This is a genomic window from Roseomonas elaeocarpi, from assembly GCF_042433915.1.
In the GTDB taxonomy this organism is placed as follows: domain Bacteria; phylum Pseudomonadota; class Alphaproteobacteria; order Acetobacterales; family Acetobacteraceae; genus Roseomonas; species Roseomonas elaeocarpi.
In genome coordinates, this window is the sequence record NZ_JBHLUN010000012.1 from 174871 (window position 1) to 191684 (window position 16814).

Annotated in this window: 16 protein-coding genes; 6 read left to right on the plus strand and 10 right to left on the minus strand. The window is 71.9% G+C overall.

Annotated elements, in window-relative coordinates; all coding sequences use genetic code 11:
- Positions 1 to 34: 34 nt before the first annotated feature.
- Together ACFFGY_RS17320 and ACFFGY_RS17325 are read left to right on the plus strand one after the other, a co-directional pair.
- On the plus strand, positions 35 to 1012 hold the full coding sequence (locus tag ACFFGY_RS17320) for a substrate-binding domain-containing protein (RefSeq protein WP_377045766.1): 978 nt from the start codon (positions 35 to 37) through the stop codon (positions 1010 to 1012).
- Positions 1013 to 1073: 61 nt separating this feature from the next.
- Complete coding sequence (locus ACFFGY_RS17325) at positions 1074 to 1850, plus strand: SDR family NAD(P)-dependent oxidoreductase (protein WP_377045767.1); 777 nt, start codon at positions 1074 to 1076, stop codon at positions 1848 to 1850.
- Between the two features lie 182 nt (positions 1851 to 2032).
- Here ACFFGY_RS17325 and ACFFGY_RS17330 read toward each other — a convergent pair whose 3' ends face one another.
- Both ACFFGY_RS17330 and ACFFGY_RS17335 read right to left on the minus strand, forming a co-directional pair.
- Positions 2033 to 3271 carry a nickel/cobalt efflux transporter gene (locus ACFFGY_RS17330; RefSeq protein ID WP_377045768.1) on the minus strand — a complete coding sequence of 413 codons (1239 nt, stop codon included), beginning with the start codon at positions 3269 to 3271 and terminating at the stop codon, positions 2033 to 2035.
- Positions 3272 to 3282: 11 nt separating this feature from the next.
- Positions 3283 to 3561, minus strand: a complete 279-nt coding sequence (locus ACFFGY_RS17335) for a metal/formaldehyde-sensitive transcriptional repressor (protein WP_377045769.1) — start codon at positions 3559 to 3561, stop codon at positions 3283 to 3285.
- 163 nt (positions 3562 to 3724) lie between these two features.
- Between ACFFGY_RS17335 and ACFFGY_RS17340 the strand changes: the two genes are divergently transcribed.
- From ACFFGY_RS17340 to ACFFGY_RS17350, 3 genes are read left to right on the plus strand one after another with little or no spacing between them, the layout of a single operon-like run.
- Positions 3725 to 4159, plus strand: coding sequence for a DUF350 domain-containing protein (locus tag ACFFGY_RS17340; RefSeq protein ID WP_377045770.1), 435 nt, complete (start codon positions 3725 to 3727; stop codon positions 4157 to 4159).
- 2 nt (positions 4160 to 4161) lie between these two features.
- Entirely contained in the window at positions 4162 to 4893 is a 732-nt protein-coding gene (locus ACFFGY_RS17345; protein WP_377045771.1) for a DUF1190 domain-containing protein, read from the plus strand.
- On the plus strand, positions 4890 to 6053 hold the full coding sequence (locus ACFFGY_RS17350) for a glutathionylspermidine synthase family protein (protein ID WP_377045772.1): 1164 nt from the start codon (positions 4890 to 4892) through the stop codon (positions 6051 to 6053). Before ACFFGY_RS17345 ends, ACFFGY_RS17350 begins: the two co-directional genes overlap by 4 nt.
- A gap of 157 nt (positions 6054 to 6210) precedes the next feature.
- On the opposite strand, the gene ACFFGY_RS17355 is transcribed toward ACFFGY_RS17350, so the two are convergent.
- Complete coding sequence (locus tag ACFFGY_RS17355; RefSeq protein ID WP_377045773.1) at positions 6211 to 6798, minus strand: DUF308 domain-containing protein; 588 nt, start codon at positions 6796 to 6798, stop codon at positions 6211 to 6213.
- 106 nt (positions 6799 to 6904) lie between these two features.
- On the opposite strand from ACFFGY_RS17355, the gene ACFFGY_RS17360 reads away from it, so the two are divergent.
- Positions 6905 to 7483 carry a TetR/AcrR family transcriptional regulator gene (locus tag ACFFGY_RS17360; RefSeq protein ID WP_377045774.1) on the plus strand — a complete coding sequence of 193 codons (579 nt, stop codon included), beginning with the start codon at positions 6905 to 6907 and terminating at the stop codon, positions 7481 to 7483.
- A gap of 100 nt (positions 7484 to 7583) precedes the next feature.
- Here ACFFGY_RS17360 and ACFFGY_RS17365 read toward each other — a convergent pair whose 3' ends face one another.
- From ACFFGY_RS17365 to ACFFGY_RS17395, 7 genes are all read right to left on the minus strand, one after another.
- The gene (locus tag ACFFGY_RS17365; RefSeq protein WP_456316173.1) at positions 7584 to 8600 is read right to left on the minus strand and encodes an ABC transporter ATP-binding protein; all 1017 of its coding nucleotides are present in this window, start codon (positions 8598 to 8600) and stop codon (positions 7584 to 7586) included.
- 197 nt (positions 8601 to 8797) lie between these two features.
- Positions 8798 to 10066, minus strand: a complete 1269-nt coding sequence (locus ACFFGY_RS17370; protein ID WP_377045776.1) for an ABC transporter ATP-binding protein — start codon at positions 10064 to 10066, stop codon at positions 8798 to 8800.
- A gap of 2 nt (positions 10067 to 10068) precedes the next feature.
- Complete coding sequence (locus tag ACFFGY_RS17375) at positions 10069 to 10983, minus strand: ABC transporter permease (protein ID WP_377045777.1); 915 nt, start codon at positions 10981 to 10983, stop codon at positions 10069 to 10071.
- Positions 10980 to 11960 (minus strand): ABC transporter permease, encoded by a 981-nt coding sequence (locus ACFFGY_RS17380; RefSeq protein ID WP_377045778.1) that lies wholly within the window; start codon positions 11958 to 11960, stop codon positions 10980 to 10982. Before ACFFGY_RS17380 ends, ACFFGY_RS17375 begins: the two co-directional genes overlap by 4 nt.
- 108 nt (positions 11961 to 12068) lie before the next feature.
- Positions 12069 to 13001 (minus strand): isocitrate lyase/PEP mutase family protein, encoded by a 933-nt coding sequence (locus ACFFGY_RS17385; protein WP_377045779.1) that lies wholly within the window; start codon positions 12999 to 13001, stop codon positions 12069 to 12071.
- Between the two features lie 163 nt (positions 13002 to 13164).
- Entirely contained in the window at positions 13165 to 14838 is a 1674-nt protein-coding gene (locus tag ACFFGY_RS17390) for an ABC transporter substrate-binding protein (protein WP_377045780.1), read from the minus strand.
- Positions 14839 to 14997: 159 nt separating this feature from the next.
- Positions 14998 to 16491, minus strand: a complete 1494-nt coding sequence (locus ACFFGY_RS17395; protein WP_377045781.1) for an FAD/NAD(P)-binding protein — start codon at positions 16489 to 16491, stop codon at positions 14998 to 15000.
- Between the last annotated feature and the right edge of the window lie 323 nt (positions 16492 to 16814).

Consider the following 16814-nt stretch of genomic DNA (forward strand, 5'->3'; position numbering starts at 1 on the left):
GACGGGCGCGAATAGACCCGAGGGGGAGCCAGTCATGGCTGATCTGCCGATCCACCTGTGCTGCGCCGACTACGCGCGGCTGATGCCGCTCGCGCGCGGGGAGGTCTCGGTGCCGGGCATCGACCTCACCCTGACGCTGGGGCGCGGCGGCTCCTGGCCGGACCGGGCGGAGATGCTGCGCCGGGCGCTGAACGACCCGGCGGTGGACGGGGGCGAGTCCTCGATGTGCCGCCACCTGATGCGGCTGGCCGCGGGCGACCGCAGCCACGTCGCACTGCCGGTCTTCCCATTGCGCGGCTTCACGGCGCGCGACCTTTACGTGCGTGCCGGCGGCGCGGTGCGGGTGCCGGCCGACCTCCAGGGGCGGCGGATCGGCATGTACGGCTGGGCCAACAGCGGCGCGGTCTGGTACCGGCACCTGCTGGAATATTTCGGCGTTTCGGTCGAGGGAATTGAGTGGTGGATCGGCACGGTGGACGAGCCGCAGCCCGCCAGCGGCCCCGGCCCGCTGCCCGCCGGCGTGCAGGCCGTGGCCACGGGGCGGTCGTTGTCGGAGATGCTGATCGCGGGCGAGATCGACGCGCTGTTCTCCCCGCCGCGCCCCCTCGCCTACCACCGGGAAAACGGGCCGATCGTGCGGCTGACGCCCGACTTCCCCGAGGTGGAGAGCGAATACTTCCGCCGCACCGCGATGTTCCCCGTGCAGCACCTCGTGCTGGTGCGCCGCGCGGTGTGGGAAAGCAACCGCTGGATCGCCGGGGCGCTGACGGAAGGCTTCAGCCGCTGCAACGACGCCTTCACCGCCGCCCAGCGCAACTTCCCCTACGCCACGCCCTGGCTGGAGGATGAGCTGGAGCGTACCGAGGCGCTGCTGGGCGAGGACTTCCACCCCTACGGCTTCGAGCGGAACCGGGAACAGGTGCGGGTCTTCGCCGACCAGGCCTACCGTTCCGGCATCGTGGGCCGGATGGTCGAGCCGGAAGAGTTCTTCCGGGAATACCTGGAGAGCTGAGGCGGAGGGGGCGGCGGGCAGCGCGCCCGCCGTCGCGGCAGGGGATCAGGGGAGACGCAGGATGGAACTGGGATTGCGGGGAAAGCGGGCGCTGGTGACCGGCGGCACGCGGGGGATCGGCCGGGCCATCGGCACCGCGCTGCTGCGCGAGGGCGCGGCGCTGGCGGTCTGCGGCCGCTCGGCCGAGGGGCTGCGCGACGCCGAGGCGGCGCTGCGGACGGCATCGGACGGGGCGCAGGTCTTCGGCACGGTGGCCGACGTCGCGGTGCCCGAGGATGCCGCGCGCTTCGTGGCGGAGGCCGCATCGGCGCTGGGCGGGGTGGACCTCGTGGTGTGCAACGTCGGCGGCACCGCCGGCGGCTGGTTCGAGGAAGCGGGCGCCGAGGACTGGACCAGGACCTTCGGGCTGAACCTGTTCCACAGCGTCAACACCATCCGTGCCGCGGTGCCGGAGATGCGGCGGCAGGGCGGCGGCTCGGTGGTGCTGATCTCCTCGATCTCCGGCTGGAAGCCCGGCAGCAAGGCGCAGTACGCCACCGCCAAGGCGGCGGAGATCCAGCTCGCCGCCTCGCTGGCACCCGAGCTCGCGCGCGACAACATCCGCGTCAACACCGTCAGCCCCGGCTCGATCATGTTCGAGGGCGGCGGCTGGGCGCGGCGCATGCAGGCGGAGCCGGAGCGCATGACGGCCTTCCTGCGCGACGAGTTCCCCGCCGGCCGCATGGGCACGGTGGAGGAGATCGCGGACGTGGTGTGCTTCGTGTTGTCGGAGCGGGCCCGCTGGATCAACGGCGCGCATATCCCGGTGGACGGGGCGCAGGGCCGGCCGGGGCTGTAGCGCCGGGGCTTTGCGATGGGGCAGCGGCTGGATTTGCACTGTCCGCTGTCCTCCCCCGCAGGGCGCCGCCACTGCCGGGTGCCACCCGTGACGACTGCCGCCCCGTACCGTTTGCAGGCCGCGGCAACCTCGCCCGTCGCAGGGCGGGACCTGACCGGCCGCGGCGGCGCCAGGGCTGCGCCTTACACGGCGAGGCCGTGCCAGCCCGAAAAGGCCATGTAGGCGGCGATCAGCAGCATCAGCACGCCCGAGGCGTAGGGCGCCCGCCGCGCCAGGGTGCCGAAGCCTGACCACCGCTTCTGGATGTGGCGGAGGCTGAGCGCCGCGATCACGCCGGCCGACACCATCGTCACGGCCAGGCCGATGCTGAAGCAGACCACCAGCACCACGCCGAGCGTGAGCTGCTTGAGCTGCAGGCAGAGCAGCAGCACGGTGATCGCCGCCGGGCACGGGATGAGCCCGCCGGTCAGCCCGAACAGGACGATCTGCCCTGTCGTGACGCTCCGCCCCTGGAAGCGCGCGGCGATGTCGTCGGCGTGCGCCCGCTCGTGCGCGTCCATGTACTCGCCGCCCTGCACGATCTGGAGGCCCCGCGCTTCCTCGTGCAGGAGGTCGTGGCCGTGGCCCTCGACGAAGGGCAGGTCGTAGTCGTGGGTGTGGCTGCCGTGGCCGAGGCTGATGCGGGCCATGAACGCGTGCGGCTCCGGGATTTCCTCCACGCTCTCGAGGTAGTCGCCCCGGTCCACGAAGCTGAACCGCTGCTTCTCCCCGTCCCCGCGCCCGGTGGTCACGGCCACGTCGGCGGCGGCCCATCGCTGGCCGCTGAGGCTGCGCAGCCGCCAGCGCGGCGGCACGCCGTCCTCGAAGATCTCCAGCGCGACGATGCCGTGGCCGGTGTCGAACTGCCGGGTTTCCGCGCCATGGTGCGCGTGGTCGTGCTCTGGCCCGTGATCGTGCCCGTGGCTGTGGCTGTGGCTGTGGCTGTGCCCGTAGCCCTGGTCGTGTTCGTGCGCGTGGCCATGGTGATGCCCATGATCATGCCCATGCGCATGGTGGTGTCCGGCCGCCTCGAGCAGCTGGTCGCGGCGCGTGCGCCAGATCATCCAGAGGCCGACGCCGGCGACGACCACGGCCGAGGCGATCTGCAGCCAGCGCTCGATCTCCTCGGAGGCGGTGTTGCGGCCCAGGTACTGGCCACCCAGCGCCACCACCCAGACAACGGCCGTGTGCGACAGCGCGGCGGAAAGGCCCAGCAGCACCGCCTGGGTGACGGTGCCACGGATGGCGATGATGAAGGCCGCCATCATGGTCTTGGAATGGCCGGGCTCCAGCCCGTGCAGCACGCCGAGCAGGATGGCCGTGGGGATGAACAGCCAGGCGTGTCCGCTTCCCTGCTGCAACAGGTCGGTGAGCGATGTCATGGCGGGCCTCGTTACCGCAGGTAGGTGCGGATGACCTCGATCAGCTCGGCGGCGCCCTTGGCGCGCGCCGGATCGGGGTCGGTCGCCGGATCGGCCACGTGGTTGCGGATGTGATCTTCCACGACTTCCGTGCTGAGGCCGTGCACCGCGCCGCGCAGCGAGGCGACCAGCATCAGCACGTCGGTGCAGCCGACCTCGGCCTCGAGCGCACGCTCCAGGGCTTCGGCCTGTCCCTTGATGCGCCTGACGCGGGCGATCAGCTTCGACTTGTTCGCGACGGTATGGGCCATGCCACGCATATAGGGTGGGGGGTTATGGTACTGCAACGCCGACCTGCGGACCCGGTCGGGACCGGGCTCGCCGCTTCGGCGCAATGGTGGTTACGTACGGTCACACGGTGACGGCCCGCGCCGCCCGCCCGGATTCGGAGCTTCCCATGGCCCCCACGACACGATGAGGTCCTCGATCGGCTACCTGGCGACCCTGCCGGACTTCCTGACCTGGTTCGCCACCGCGGCGGCGATGACCGGCGCCTTCGTGCTGGCCTACACGCTGCTCACGCCCTGGCGGGAGTTCCGGCTGATCCGCGCCGGCAACGCGGCCGCGGCCCTCAGCTTCACCGGCACGCTGACGGGCTACGCGCTCGTGCTCTGCAGCATCATGCGCGGCGCGGTGTCCCGGGCGGATATGCTGAGCTGGGGCCTGGTGGGGCTGGCGGTGCAGCTCCTCGCCCTCCTGCTCGCCCGGCTCATCATCGGCCCGGGCCTGCGGGAGCGGATGGAGCGCGGCGACCTCGCGGCGGGGATCGTGCTGGCCGGGCTCAGCCTCGCCTGCGGCCTGCTCAACGCCGCCACCATGACGCCCGATGGCACGACGGCGGAGCCCTGAGCATGCGCCGCTCCACCACCATCACGCTCACCCTGCTGGCCGGTGCCGGGCTGGGCCTGGCCTATTGCAACAGAGACCCGGACACCGAGGGCGTGCTGGAAACGCAGGCCGCCTGCGTCGACCGCCTGGGGGACGAGGCCGCTTCGGAATGCGCCGAGGTTTTCCGCTCCGCCCGGCTGAGCCATGCCGCCACCGCGCCCCGCTTCAGCTCCGCCGAGGCCTGCCGCGCCGCCACCGGCTCGGACTGCGCGCCGCTGGGGGCCGAGCCCTCCCAGGCCGACGACGTGCCTGGAGCCTCCCCCTGGACCGCCCCTGGAGCCTCCCCTGGAGCCGCCACCGCCGCCTCGACCTTTATCCCCGTCATGGCGGGGGTCATGATCGGGCGGGCCCTGTCCGACGGCACGCGCGGGGCAACCCCGGTCTATGCCGGGGCCGCGCCGCCGGCCTGCCCGCCCGGGACTCAGGGTGGCGCCGGGTGCACCGCATCCTCCTCCGGCTCGGGCGGCGCCGGCGGCGGCGGGCGGCGCTACTGGTATTCCGGCAACAGCTATGCCGGCTCCTCGGACGGCGAGGCGCGGGGCGGGTTCCGCCGGGCCGCCACCTCCGCCGAGGGCGAGGGGCTGCTGTCGCGGGGGGCGCGAACCGGATCGAGCTACGCCCGCGCCGGCGGTTCGGTGAGCCGCGCCGGCGGGCTCGGCTTTTCCGCCGCGGCGCATGCCGGCGGCGGCTCTTGATCCGCCGGCCCGGCGAGCCCCGGCCGGACTGGCAGGACCGGCTGGCGGAGATCGGCCTCGACTACCATTCCGGCGGGCTGGAACCCGAGCCGGGCGGCGGGTTGTGGTGGCACGAAGGCGACCACTGGGAGCTGAGCGAAGCCGAGGTCGATGCGCTGGATGACGCCACGACGGAGCTGCACGCGCTGTGCCTGGGCGCCGTGGACCACCTGGTGCGGCGCGAGCCGCAGCGGCTCCTCACGGAGTTCGGCATGGCGGAATGGCTGGCCGACTATAGCTGCCGGAGCTGGCTGCGCGGCGATCCGGCGCTGATGGGCCGCATGGACCTCGCCTGGGATGCCTCAACCGGCACCGCGCGGCTGCTGGAATACAATGCGGACACGCCGACGCTCGCGATCGAGACGGCGCTCGCCCAGTGGTTCTGGCTGCAGGAGGTCGATCCCGGCGCCGACCAGTTCAATTCGCTGCACGAGGCGCTGCTGGACGGTTTCCGGTCCCTGGGCGCGCGCATGCACGGCCGGCCCATGCACTTCACCGCCTTTCGCGACGCGCCGGAGGAATGGGCGCATTCCACCTATTTCCGTGACCTGGCCACGCAGGCCGGCATCGCGACGCGCGCCATCGACATCCCCGAGATCCGCTGGAACGACGCGGCGGGAGAGTTCCGCGACGCGGCGGAGAACCGCATCCACTTCCTGCACAAGCTCTATCCCTGGGAATGGGCCGCGACCGACGAGTTCGGCCCCTTCTTCGCGCGCGACACCCTGGGCGTGGTGGAGCCGCCCTGGAAGGCCGTGCTGAGCCACAAGGCCATCCTGCCCCTGTTGTGGGAGCTGAACCCGGGCCATCCCAACCTGCTGGAAGCCCATCACGGCCCCGCCCCCGCCAGTGGCGAATGGGTGGAGAAGCCGGCGCTGGGGCGGGAGGGCGCAAATATCCGGATGCTGCGCGATGGCCGGCCGGTGGCCAGCACCGACGGCAGCTACGGCGGCGGCGCGACCGTCAGCCAGCGCCGGGCCGCGATGCTGACGCAGGACGGCTGGACGGGCGTCATCGGCTCCTGGATCGCCGGCGACAGGGCCTGCGGCATCATCTTCCGCGAATCCCGCGATGCCGTGGTGCGCGAGAACAGCCGCGTGCTGCCGCACCTGTTCCGCTGAGCGTCCCGGTTCCTGCCGCGCCCCGGCCGCCTCCGGGCGGGTGGGTCGCGATCGGCGCACGGATGGCCGGCCTGTGCCCGAGGGCGCGCGACCCGTTCTCCAACCCGGACGGGATGGAGGGTCATCGCCCTTCCCTCCCGCGCCGGCCGGCAACGACCTACCCCGCGATCCGCACCGCGCCTCGCCGCAGGTCGGCAACCGTGAGCCAGACGGCCGAGACGAGGAAATAGAAGGCGCCGAAGGCCGCGTAGGGCGCGATGTCGGTGACGCCTCGCATGTCGGGGCTGGCCGCGCGGCCGATAAACAGCACGCCGGCCAGGGCGGACTGGGCGCCGCTCAGGACCATGGCCCATTGCGCGCCGGCCTTCCAGCGACGCACCCCGGTGAGGAGCTGGAACAGGCCCGCCAGGAACGCCCAGACCCCGAAGACCGAGATCACCGCGGCCAGGCTCTGGCCGAGCGCGACGATCACCGCAACCGTGGTCAGTGCGCTGACGGCGAGGTTGAGCGACTGGCTCCGGTTGCGGGCGAGACCGCCGTTGCGGCGCGCGTCGGCGTAGTTCGCCAGTGCGTCCCAGGCCGGATAGCTGATGAACAGCACCGCGGCGGCCACGGGATCGCTTCGCCCGATCCCGAAGGCGAGCGCCACCCAGACGAGGGAGAAGGCGGCGCGCGTGAAGTAGTACGGCTTGAGCCAGCCGTCGCGGCTGGCGGAGGTCCAGTTGATGGCGGTGTCAGGCTGCACGAGGGTTCTCCTTGCTCCTGTCTACCTACTAGAAGGTAGTTTTGGCGTTTGCAAGCGTTCCCGGGGCGACCTATCTGCCTATCAGAAGGTAGGTCTGGACGGCATCATGGTGAGCGAAACCGCGACGCGGCTGGTCAGCGAGGCGCGCCAGCTGATCATGCGAAACGGATATAACGGGTTCAGCTACGCCGACCTGGCGGAAAGCCTCGGCATCCGGAAGGCCAGCATCCATCACCACTTCCCCACCAAGGTCGACCTGGTGGTGACGGTGGTGGAGGAAGCCCGTGCCCTGATCCGCGAGCAGACGGAGTTGCTGGCGGCAGCGGAGCCTGCGGCGAACGAGCAGCTGCGCGCCTATACCGGCTACTGGGAGCGCTGCATCACCGACCAGAGCGCGCCCTTCTGCCTCGCGGGCGTTCTTGCCGCCGAGATGCCCAGCCTGCCGCCGGAAGTCTCGGCCGCGGTTCGGGGCCATTTCGGTGATCTCTCGACCTGGCTCACGCGCGTGCTCGCCCTCGGCGTCCGGCAGGGCACGATGCAACTGCGCCACCCGGCGGCGGCCGAGGCGGAAATGTTCATGGCCTCCGTTTACGGCGCGATGCTGGCGGCGCGTGCCTTCGACGATCCGGCGAAGTTCGCGCCGATCGTGGAAGCGTCGCTGGACCGGATCCGCCCGCCCGGCTGACGGGGCATGGGGGCGCCCTGCTGATCGAGTGCGGGCGCCGGTGCGGGCCGCCGGCGGCTGTCGACCCGGTCCGCTGTCGCGAGGAAGGGTCGAAGCTGCGCTAGGCGGCGCCGGGCGCGGGCTCGTCGTGTGGGAAGTGGCAGGCGACCTGCTGGCCGGCCGGCACGGGGCGGAGCTGCGGCTCGGCCTCGGCGCAGAGGCTCTGCGCGCGGGGGCAGCGCGTGCGGAAGCGGCAGCCCGAGGGCGGCGCCAGGCGCGACGGCATCTCGGCCGGCACCGCGGCGGGCACCAGCCGGCGGCTGGCATCGGGCACCGGCACGGCGTCGAGCAGCATGCGCGTGTAGGGATGCGCCGGCCGGGCGTAGAGGGCGTCGTTGGTGCCGATCTCCACGATGCGGCCCAGGTAGAGCACCGCCACGCGGTCGCTGACGTTTCGCACCACCGCGAGGTCGTGCGAGATGAAGATCAGCGCCAGCGCGCGCCGGGCGCGGATGTCCCCCAGCAGGTTGATCACCTGCGCCTGCACCGACACGTCGAGCGAGGCCACCGGCTCGTCGCACACGATCAGCTCCGGCCCTACGGCGAGCGCCCGGGCGATGGCGATGCGCTGGCACTGCCCGCCCGAGAACTGGTGCGGACGGCGGCCGCGCACGGCCTCGCGGCTCATGCCCACGTCGGCCAGGGCGGCCTCGACGCGGCGGGTGCGCTCGGCGCGGGGCAGGCCCTGGATGGCCAGGCCTTCCGCCACGATCTCCTCCACCGCGCGGCGCGGATTGAAGGAGGAAACCGGGTCCTGAAAGATCATCTGCAGCCGCGCCCGCCGGGCACGCAGGGCGGCGGCGGACAGGGTGTTCAGCGCCACGCCCTCGTGCAGGACGGCGCCCTCCACGGTTGAGCCTTGCGGCAGGAGTTGGAGGATGGCGCGGCCGATCGTGGTCTTGCCGCTGCCGGACTCGCCCACCAGCCCCAGCGTTTCCCCGGGCGCGACCGCGAAGGACACGCCGTCCACCGCGTTGAAGCGGCGTCCGCCGCGCTCGAAGCGCACCGTCAGGTCGCGCACCAACAGCACGGGCTGCGCGGGGCTGGCCGATGGGGCGGGGGCAGAAGGATCGGGCATGGGCGCGTCGCCGGCAGAAGCAGGCCAGGCGGCCGGGGATGAGGCCGGCAGGGGCGAGGTGGTCGGCGACGGGGCGGCCGTCGTCGCGGCCAGTGACGTGGCGACCGGGGGCATCGCGGCCAGTGGCGTGGCGACCGGGGGTGCGGAGGCCGGCAGCGGCGCCGGGGAACGGGCCTGCGGCTGGGCCGGAACGCCGCTCACGGCAGCGCCTCCGCCAGAACCGGCGCCGCGGCGCGGTCCACCGGCACCCAGCAGCTGAAGCGGTGCGCCACGCCGTCCGAGGTGGGCTCGCTGGTTTCGGGCGGCATCTCGCGGTGGCAGCGCGCCTCGGCGGCCGGGCAGCGCGGCGCGAAGGGGCAGCCGGCGGGCGGGTTGACGAGGTTGGGCGGCTGCCCGGGGATGGTGCGCAGACGCGCGTGCGCCGGCTGGTCGAGGCGCGGCATGGCGGCGAGCAGCGCCTCGGTGTAGCGGTGCCGGGGGCGGCGGAACACCGCCTCGGTGGGACCGTGTTCCACCACGCGGCCGGCGTAGAGCACCAGCACCTCATCGGTGCGGCCGGCGACGATGCCGAGGTTGTGGGTCACCAGGATCATCGACATGTGCCGCTCCGCCTGGAGGCGCCCGAGCAGATCGAGGATCTCGCGCTGCACCGTCACGTCCAGCGCGGTGGTGGCCTCGTCGGCGATCAGCAGCTCCGGCTCGCAGGCGAGCGCGGTCGCGATCATGATGCGCTGCTTCATGCCGCCGGAGAACTGGTGCGGGTATTGCCGGTGGCAGGCCTCGGCATCGGGGATGCCCACGATGCGCAGCAGCGAGATCGCCAGCGCCCGCGCCTCGGCCCGGTTCAGGCCGCGATGGAAGCGGCTCGCTTCCTCCATCTGCTGCCCGACGCGCACGAAGGGGTTGAGCGAGGTCATGGGGTTCTGGAACACCATTCCCACGCGGCGGCCGAGCAGGGCGCGGCGGCGGTCTTCCCGCAGGGCGCCGAGATCGGTGCCGCCCAGCACCACGCGGCCCCCGACGCGGGCGCCGGCGGGCTGCAGCCCCATGACCGTCTTGATCAGCATGGACTTGCCGGCCCCGGACTCGCCCACGATGCCCAGCGCCCGGCGCGGGGCGAGGCGCAGGTCGATGCCGTGCAGCACCCGCACCGGCCGCGCCACGGGCCCGAGTTCGCAGCGCAAGGCCTGGCATTCGAGCAGCGGTGCTTCCGCCGCGCGCCGTCCGGTTGCGCCGGTCCCGGCGTTGACGGTTCCGGCGGCGACCGCGCCCGGCGCGGTGGTATCGGGCGCGGCGGTGCCGGGCGCGATGGCGGCGGGCGCCATGGTGCCGGCCGCGGTGTTGTCGGCCGAGGCGATCCCGGGCGCGGCGGCCAGGGCCGTCGCGTCACCGGGCTGGCGGGCTGCGGGGCGGGGCAGCGCGGCCAGGGGCAGCGACGCGGCGGAACGGGAACGACCCAGGATCATGGTCAACCGTCCCGCTCGCGGCTGTTGAGGCGGCGCGCCAGCGCGTCGCCCGCGGTGTTGAGGGCGTAGACCGTCAGCACGATCGCCAGCACCGGCCCCAGGATCAGCAGCGGAAAGCGGTTGAGCAGGTCGGTGGAGCCCGCGATCATGCCGCCCCAGCTCGGCGCCGGGGCCGGGATGCCGTAGCCCAGGAAGCTCAGCGAGCCCTCGGTGATGATCAGCCCGGCCATCAGCGGCGGCACGATGGCGGTGAGCGCGGGCACGAGGTTGGGCAGGATCTCGCGCAGGAGAATGCGCCCGTCGCCGGCCCCCATGGCGCGGGCGGCGAGCACGTAGTCGCGGTCGTTCTGCGCGATCACGCCGCCCTTGGCGATGCGGGCATAGGTGCCGATGTCGAGGATGCCCAGCGCCAGCATCATGGTCAGCACGGAATTCCCCACCACCGCGATCAGCGCCAGGATCACCAGGATCGGCGGCAGCGAGGCCATGGCGTTGCTGTACAGGTCCACCGCGCGTTCCACCCAGCCGCGGTGGTAGCCGGCCAGCATCCCCAGCAAGAGGCCGAGGCTGAGCGCGATCGCGGTGGCCACGGCCACGATGCCCAGCGAGGTGCGCGCGCCGTAGAGCACGCGCGACAGGATGGAGCGGCCCAGCGCGTCGGTGCCGAGCAAGCCGTTCAGGCTCCACTCGGGGGGTTGCGAGAAGTCGCCATAGGGGAAGTTCGGCCGCTCCAGCCCGGGGATGAACTCCACCAGGGCGGCCGCCAGCACCAGGGCGAGGAGGAACAGGATGCTGAAGAGCTCGGTGGGCCGCGTGCGCGGCAGGCGCAGGCGCGCGGTGCGCGGCCAGGCGGCGCGGACCTCCGGCGGGATGGCCGCGTCGGCGGAGGCGAGGTCGGGGTTGAGGGGCGCGCTCATCGCATCGTCACCCGCGGGTCGACGGCGGCGTAGCCCAGGTCCACCAGGATAAAGATCACCACGAAGATCGCGACGGTGAGCGTCAGGATCGCCTGCACCACCGGCAGGTCGTGGCTGCTCACCGCGCTCAGCACCGTCCAGCCGATGCCGGGCACGGCGAAGTAGCTCTCGACGATAAAGGAGCCGCCGAGCAGGTAGGTCATCGACAGGCCCATCACCGTCAGCACCGGCGGCAGCGACGGGCGCAGAACATGGCGCAGGAGGATGTGGCGCAGCGGCATGCCCTTGGCGCGCGCCACGGTGACGTAGTCCTCCGCCAGGGTCGCGGTGAACTCGGCGCGCGCCACGCGGTAGAAATAGGCGCACTGGTGCACGCTCAGGCACATCACCGGCAGCGCCACGGAGCGGAGGTTGTTGAGCGGGTCCTCGGTGAGGCCGACCCAGCCGGTGGCGGGCAGCCAGCGCAGCACGACGGCGAAGACGAAGCCCAGGATCACCACCGTCACGAAGGTCGGCAGCGACAGCATCAGCGACGACACGCCCTGCAAGACGGCATCGAGGACGCCCTTGGGGTGGCTCGCGCTGTGCAGCGCCAGCGGCAGGGCGATGAGCAGCGATACGCCCATCGCCAGCGTGGCGATCTCGAAGGTCACCGCGGCGCGGTCGAACAGGAGGCCCGCCACGGACTGGCCGCTGAACAGGGTTTCGCCCAGGTCGCCGTGCAGCAGCCGGTTCAGCCAGTGCGCGTAGCGTTCCCAGACCGGCAGGTCGTAGCCGTAGCGCCCGTTGAGCGCCGCGATCTGCTCGGGCGTCGCGGTGTCGCCCAGGATCAGCTGCGCCGCCGAGCCCGGCATCAGCCCGCTCAGCGCCGTGGCGGCAAAGGTCACCACGAGAAAGACCGGAATGCCGGCGAGCAGCCGCGTCACCACGGCGCGCAGCACCGGCGGCAGGGGCAGGCGGGGCATGGCGGCGCGCATGGTGCGGGGCTCCTTAAGCAACCGGCTCAGCCGCCGCCCGGGGGCGTGCCGGCGGAACCGTCGTGAGCGCGCCGGACCGGTCGGCCAGCCATGGAACCCGGTGCCCGGTCACAGCCGCTTCCACTCCTCCTCGGCGTCGAGCCAGCCGCGGTCGCGCTCCTGCAGGGCGCGCTGCTCCTGCTTGCTCAGGCCCCCCATCGTGTGCTCGTCGGCGTAGCGCGTGCTGCGGTCGGCGAAGACGCGGCGGCCGTAATCCATCATGCCGAACATCGAGCCCTTCTCGAGGTAATGCATGGTCACGAGATTGAAGCCCAGCGCCGCGATCTCATCCAGCTCCACGAAGGGTACGCCGTTCACCGTCGCCACGTCGCCGAACATCTTCCAGCCCGGCAGCACGGCGGCGACCTTGCGGCATTCCTCGATGGTGCGCAGGCCGTGGACGTAGGTCATCTCGGCACCCAGCGCCTCGGCGCGCAAACAGCGCTCGATGGCGTCGTCCAGGCCGTGCTCCAGCTTGCTCTCGGTGCGCGCGATCACCACGCAGTCGGTGCCGGCGCAGGCCTCGATGCCGGCCTTGATCTTGGCGAGCCACAGGTCCTGCGGGATGACCTCGTGCGGGACGTTGCCGTCCACCTTGCCCGCCAGCGTCGCCGCTTCCATGGCGCGGCCGAAGCGGGCGTAGCCGCGCTCGTTGGGCGTGTCCTCGAGCAGGATGGCGGCGGCGCCCGCCTTGGCCAGGCGACGGCAGGTGCGATAGGCCTGCGCCACGTCGCCGAAGCCGTCATCAGCGTCGATGATCAGCGGCAGCGGCGAGTAGTCCGCGATGCGGTCGGTGGCCCAGACCAGCTCTTCCTGGTTGTGCAGGCCGAGGTCGGGCACGCCCGACATGCTGAAGCCGAGCGAGGCGCCGCTGAGCAGGATCGCCCCGAAGCCCGCCATCTCGGCCGCCTTGGCGGAGTAGCAGTCCCAGACGCAGGGCGTGAAGACCTGGCCCTCGGACATCACCTCGCGGAAGGTCTTCTTTTTTCGCCCGTCGAGCATCAACCGTCTCCACTTCCGTTGCACCGGCGCCGCGATCCGCGCGGCGTCATCGTCATTGTGTCGGGCCGTTCGCTGCCGGGGCGGTTCATGCCGCCCGCGGCGGTTCCGGCGCCGCCCGTCGCGTCACGCGGCCGTGGTCGCGCGATCTCCCCGCCCGGAGGCGTCACTTCACGCAGACATCCGGGCAAAGGTAGAGGAACTGCTTCTGCAGGATGCCGCCGTTGGAGGGCACGATCCCGCCGGTGTTGTTGCGCAGCAGCAGGAAGCGCGTTTCCTCGCCGAAGATGTAGAGCGGCAGGTCGCGGGCGAAGATCGCCTGCACCTCGGCATAGGCGGCCTTGGCGGCGGCCGGGTCGGGCGTGGCGTTGGCGCGGGCGAGTGCGGCGTCCATGGCCGGGTTGCGGTACTGCCCCCAGTTGAAGGACCCGTCGGAGCTGAGCAGGTTGGAGATCAGCGGCTCCGCCCCGTTGGCCACCGTCACGCCGCCCTCGAAGCACAGGTCGAATTCGAGCTGCTGCCGGCAGCGCGTCACCAGCATCGCCTGATCCACCTCGGTGATCGTGGCCTTCACGCCGTCGAAGCTGTTCAGCACCTGCTGCACGTAGCCCGTCAGGCGCTTCAGGTCGGAGTTGGTGTAGGTGACGATGCGGATGTCGAGCGGCTTGCCGTCGCGCTTCATCGCGTCGAAGGCGGCCTGCGCCTTTTTCGGATCATAGCCCGGCAGCGGGTGCGAGCCGTCGTAGTAAGGCGACTGGGTGCCGAAGTAGCTGCTCGGCGGGGTGTAGCCGCCCACCTGCGTATAGGCCTGCATCAGTCGCGCGCGGTTGATGCCCTCGTACACGGCTTCCCGCGCGCGGGGGTCGGTGAAGATGCCCTTCGCCTGGTTGAAGTAGCCGCGATAGATGCCGCGGATCGGGATTTCCCGCGTGGCCACGCCGCTGGCCTTTGCGTTGCTGCCGAACTGGAAGGGATAGCCCGCCATCATCGTGGCGCCGCCCTGCACCACCGTCGCGATGCGGCTGTTGGTTTCAGGGATGATGGCGAACTTCAACGTGTCGAGATAGGGGCGCGGCTGGTCCCAGTAGTCCGGGTTGCGGGTCAGGGTCATCGAGATGCCCTGGTTCCAGTTCTGCAGGACAAAGGCGCCCGCCCCCACCGGCTTGATGTCGGTCTTCTGCTGCGCGGCCTTGAGCGCGGCGGGCGAGGCGATAAAGGGGCACAATTCCGCCACCTGGGCCGCGAAGCTGGCATTGGGTGAGTTCAGCGTGATGCGCAGCGTCGTTGCGTCCACCACGGTCATGCTCTTGGCCCAGGCGGCCACGAAGCCCTGCGCGGGCGAGAGCGTCTGCGGGTTGGCGATGCGGTCCCAGTTGAACCGCACCGCTTCGGCGTCGAAGGGCGTGCCGTCGGTGAACCGGAGGTTGGGGCGCAGCTTCAGCGTCCAGGTCACGGCGTCGGGGCTGGTCAGCCCTTCGGCCATGCCGCCGGTGACGATGCCCTTCACGTCCACGTAGACGAGAAAGCCGTACACGGCGTCGAGCACGTCCATCGGGCCGCCCGGGTAGGTGCCGCTGGTGATCGCCGGGTCCCAGGAACGGATGTCGGAACCGTTGATGATCGTCATGGTGCCGCCGCGCACCGGGGTTTCCGCCGTTCCCTGGGCCTGGGCTGCGGGTACCAGGGGCGAAGCCGCCAGGGCCAGCGACAGCGCCAGTGCGGCGAGGCCGCGCCCGACAACCCGGCGCAGCCTACGCGCCCGGTCGCCGGAGGGGACGCCAGGGGCGGAAAGGCCGGTGCTGGTGGGTGCGGGGATACTCGGGGGGGATGGGGGCAGCATGGAACGGTCTCTCCCTCGGGCATGGCGGCGGCGCGACGCGGGTCGCGGCGCGCGGGTGGCGGGATGGCGGGTCGCTGGCGATCCGCCAGGCAAATCCGGGGCCAACGGGGCGGCGGGATCTCGGGGCCGGTCGGTCGGGAGCATGGCGCCGCCTTTCCCTCAGGCCGGGCTCGGCACCGGCAGGCGGAGATCCGTCTGCCGGACGTCCCAAGCCTGCAGCGAGGCCCAGTGGGTTTCCAGGTCCTCGCGGAACAGGGCGCCGGTGAGGCCGGTCACCAGCTTGGGCACCGCCGTGGTCATGGCGTTGATCGAGGAGCCGGAGGGGCCGAAGCTGACGGTCGAGGCGATCGAGAACAGGTGCAGCCGCCCGATCCAGGGCGTTTCGCCCGCCACACGTTCCTGCAGGGCGTAGTCGGGGCCGAGATAGGGGAAGCGCGCGAGGCGGTCGTCCCGCTCCCCCTCGGGCGGGGCGTAGCGGTCGCCCCAGCTGGCGATGTTGCTGGCACAGGCGGCGAGTTCGGGCCGCAGCGTCGGGTCCACGTCGATGCCGGTGCCGCAGATGGCGAAATCCGCGCGGAAGGGTCCCTGCGGCGTTTCGATCACTAAGCTGTCCCTTTTTGGGCTATCCCCCTTTGGACCATCCCCCGCCGCGCGGGCATCGAGCCAGGGGGCGCCGGTGTGCAGCGTGAAGTTCGCGTGCCGCGCGCAGCGGTCCCAGGTCGGCTGCGGAAAGCCTTCGCGCAGGCTGAGGATGTAGCGCATCAGCCGCCAGCGCCACGGATCGTCGAGCTCGCTCAGGTGCTGCAGGAAGCCGCGGAAGGTCAGCCAGAGATAGGGCTGCACCAGCTGCGGCTCGGGCCGGCGGCAGAAGACGTGCACCGAAGCCGCGCCGGCCTCCAGCGCCATGGCGGCGTTGTCGAGCGCCGAGGCGCCCGCGCCCAGCACCGCCACGGTGCGGCCGCGAAGGGCGGCGAAGTCGATCGGGTCGGCGCTGTGGGCGCGCAGGTGTTCGGGCAGGCGGTCGATGAAGTCCGGCATCACCCAGCGGCCCATGCTGTCCTGCCCGGTGGCCAGCACCACGCGGCGGGCGTAGCGCACGGTTTCCACCCCTGCCCCGTCGCGCAGCGTGACGGCCAGGAACTCGCCCCCGGGACCGCGCGCGGGGACGATGCCGGTGACTGCCACGCCGTTGAGCACCGGAACCCCCACGGTGTCGCGCAGCCACAGCAGGTAGTCCGCCCAGTCGCCCCGCGGAATGCGGTCCAGCGCCTGCCAGTGGGCGGCGCCGTAGCGGGCCTCGTGCCAGGACTGGTAGGTCAGGCTGGGGATGTCGAGGTCGGGGCCGGTGTAGTCCTTCGGCGAGCGCAGCGTCGGCATCCGCGCGAAGGTCCGCCAGGGGCCCTCCATCCCGCGCTCCGCCCGGTCCACCAGCAGGATGTTGTCCACCCGCGCGCGCAGGAGGCCGAAGCCCGTGGCCAGGCCCGACTGCCCGGCCCCCACCACCAGCACGTCCAGCGCCGGTTCCCCGTCCGGGCCGGTCCGCGGCGGCACCCAGGGGCGCGCGGGATGGGCAATGCGGGCCAGGTCCGAACGCGCCCAGCGGGCCAGGGCCTCGGTGGCATCGGGCAGGGCGGCGTCCCGCGCGGAGGTCATCGGGTCTTTTCCTTTCCGGGCCTTCCCGGGTTCCACCAAGTCCAGCATCAGATCAGGTCCGGATGTTCAGCAATCCAGCACGACCAGGAACCAGAACAGCGAAGTCACGCCAGAAGCATTGGCGCCGGGACCAGCCCCGGAACTGGCCTCACCCCACCAATCCGTTCTTCCGGTTTCTTTTAAAACCGGGAGTGGATTTCCCGAGTGAACTGTGATCTTTCCGGATCGGCCCGGTCAACGGCCTTGTTCGGACGAAATGCGGCAGAAAACCGGGTCTGAGAAATATCAGACCAAGGCGCGAGCAGCGTGACCGTGATCGGGGC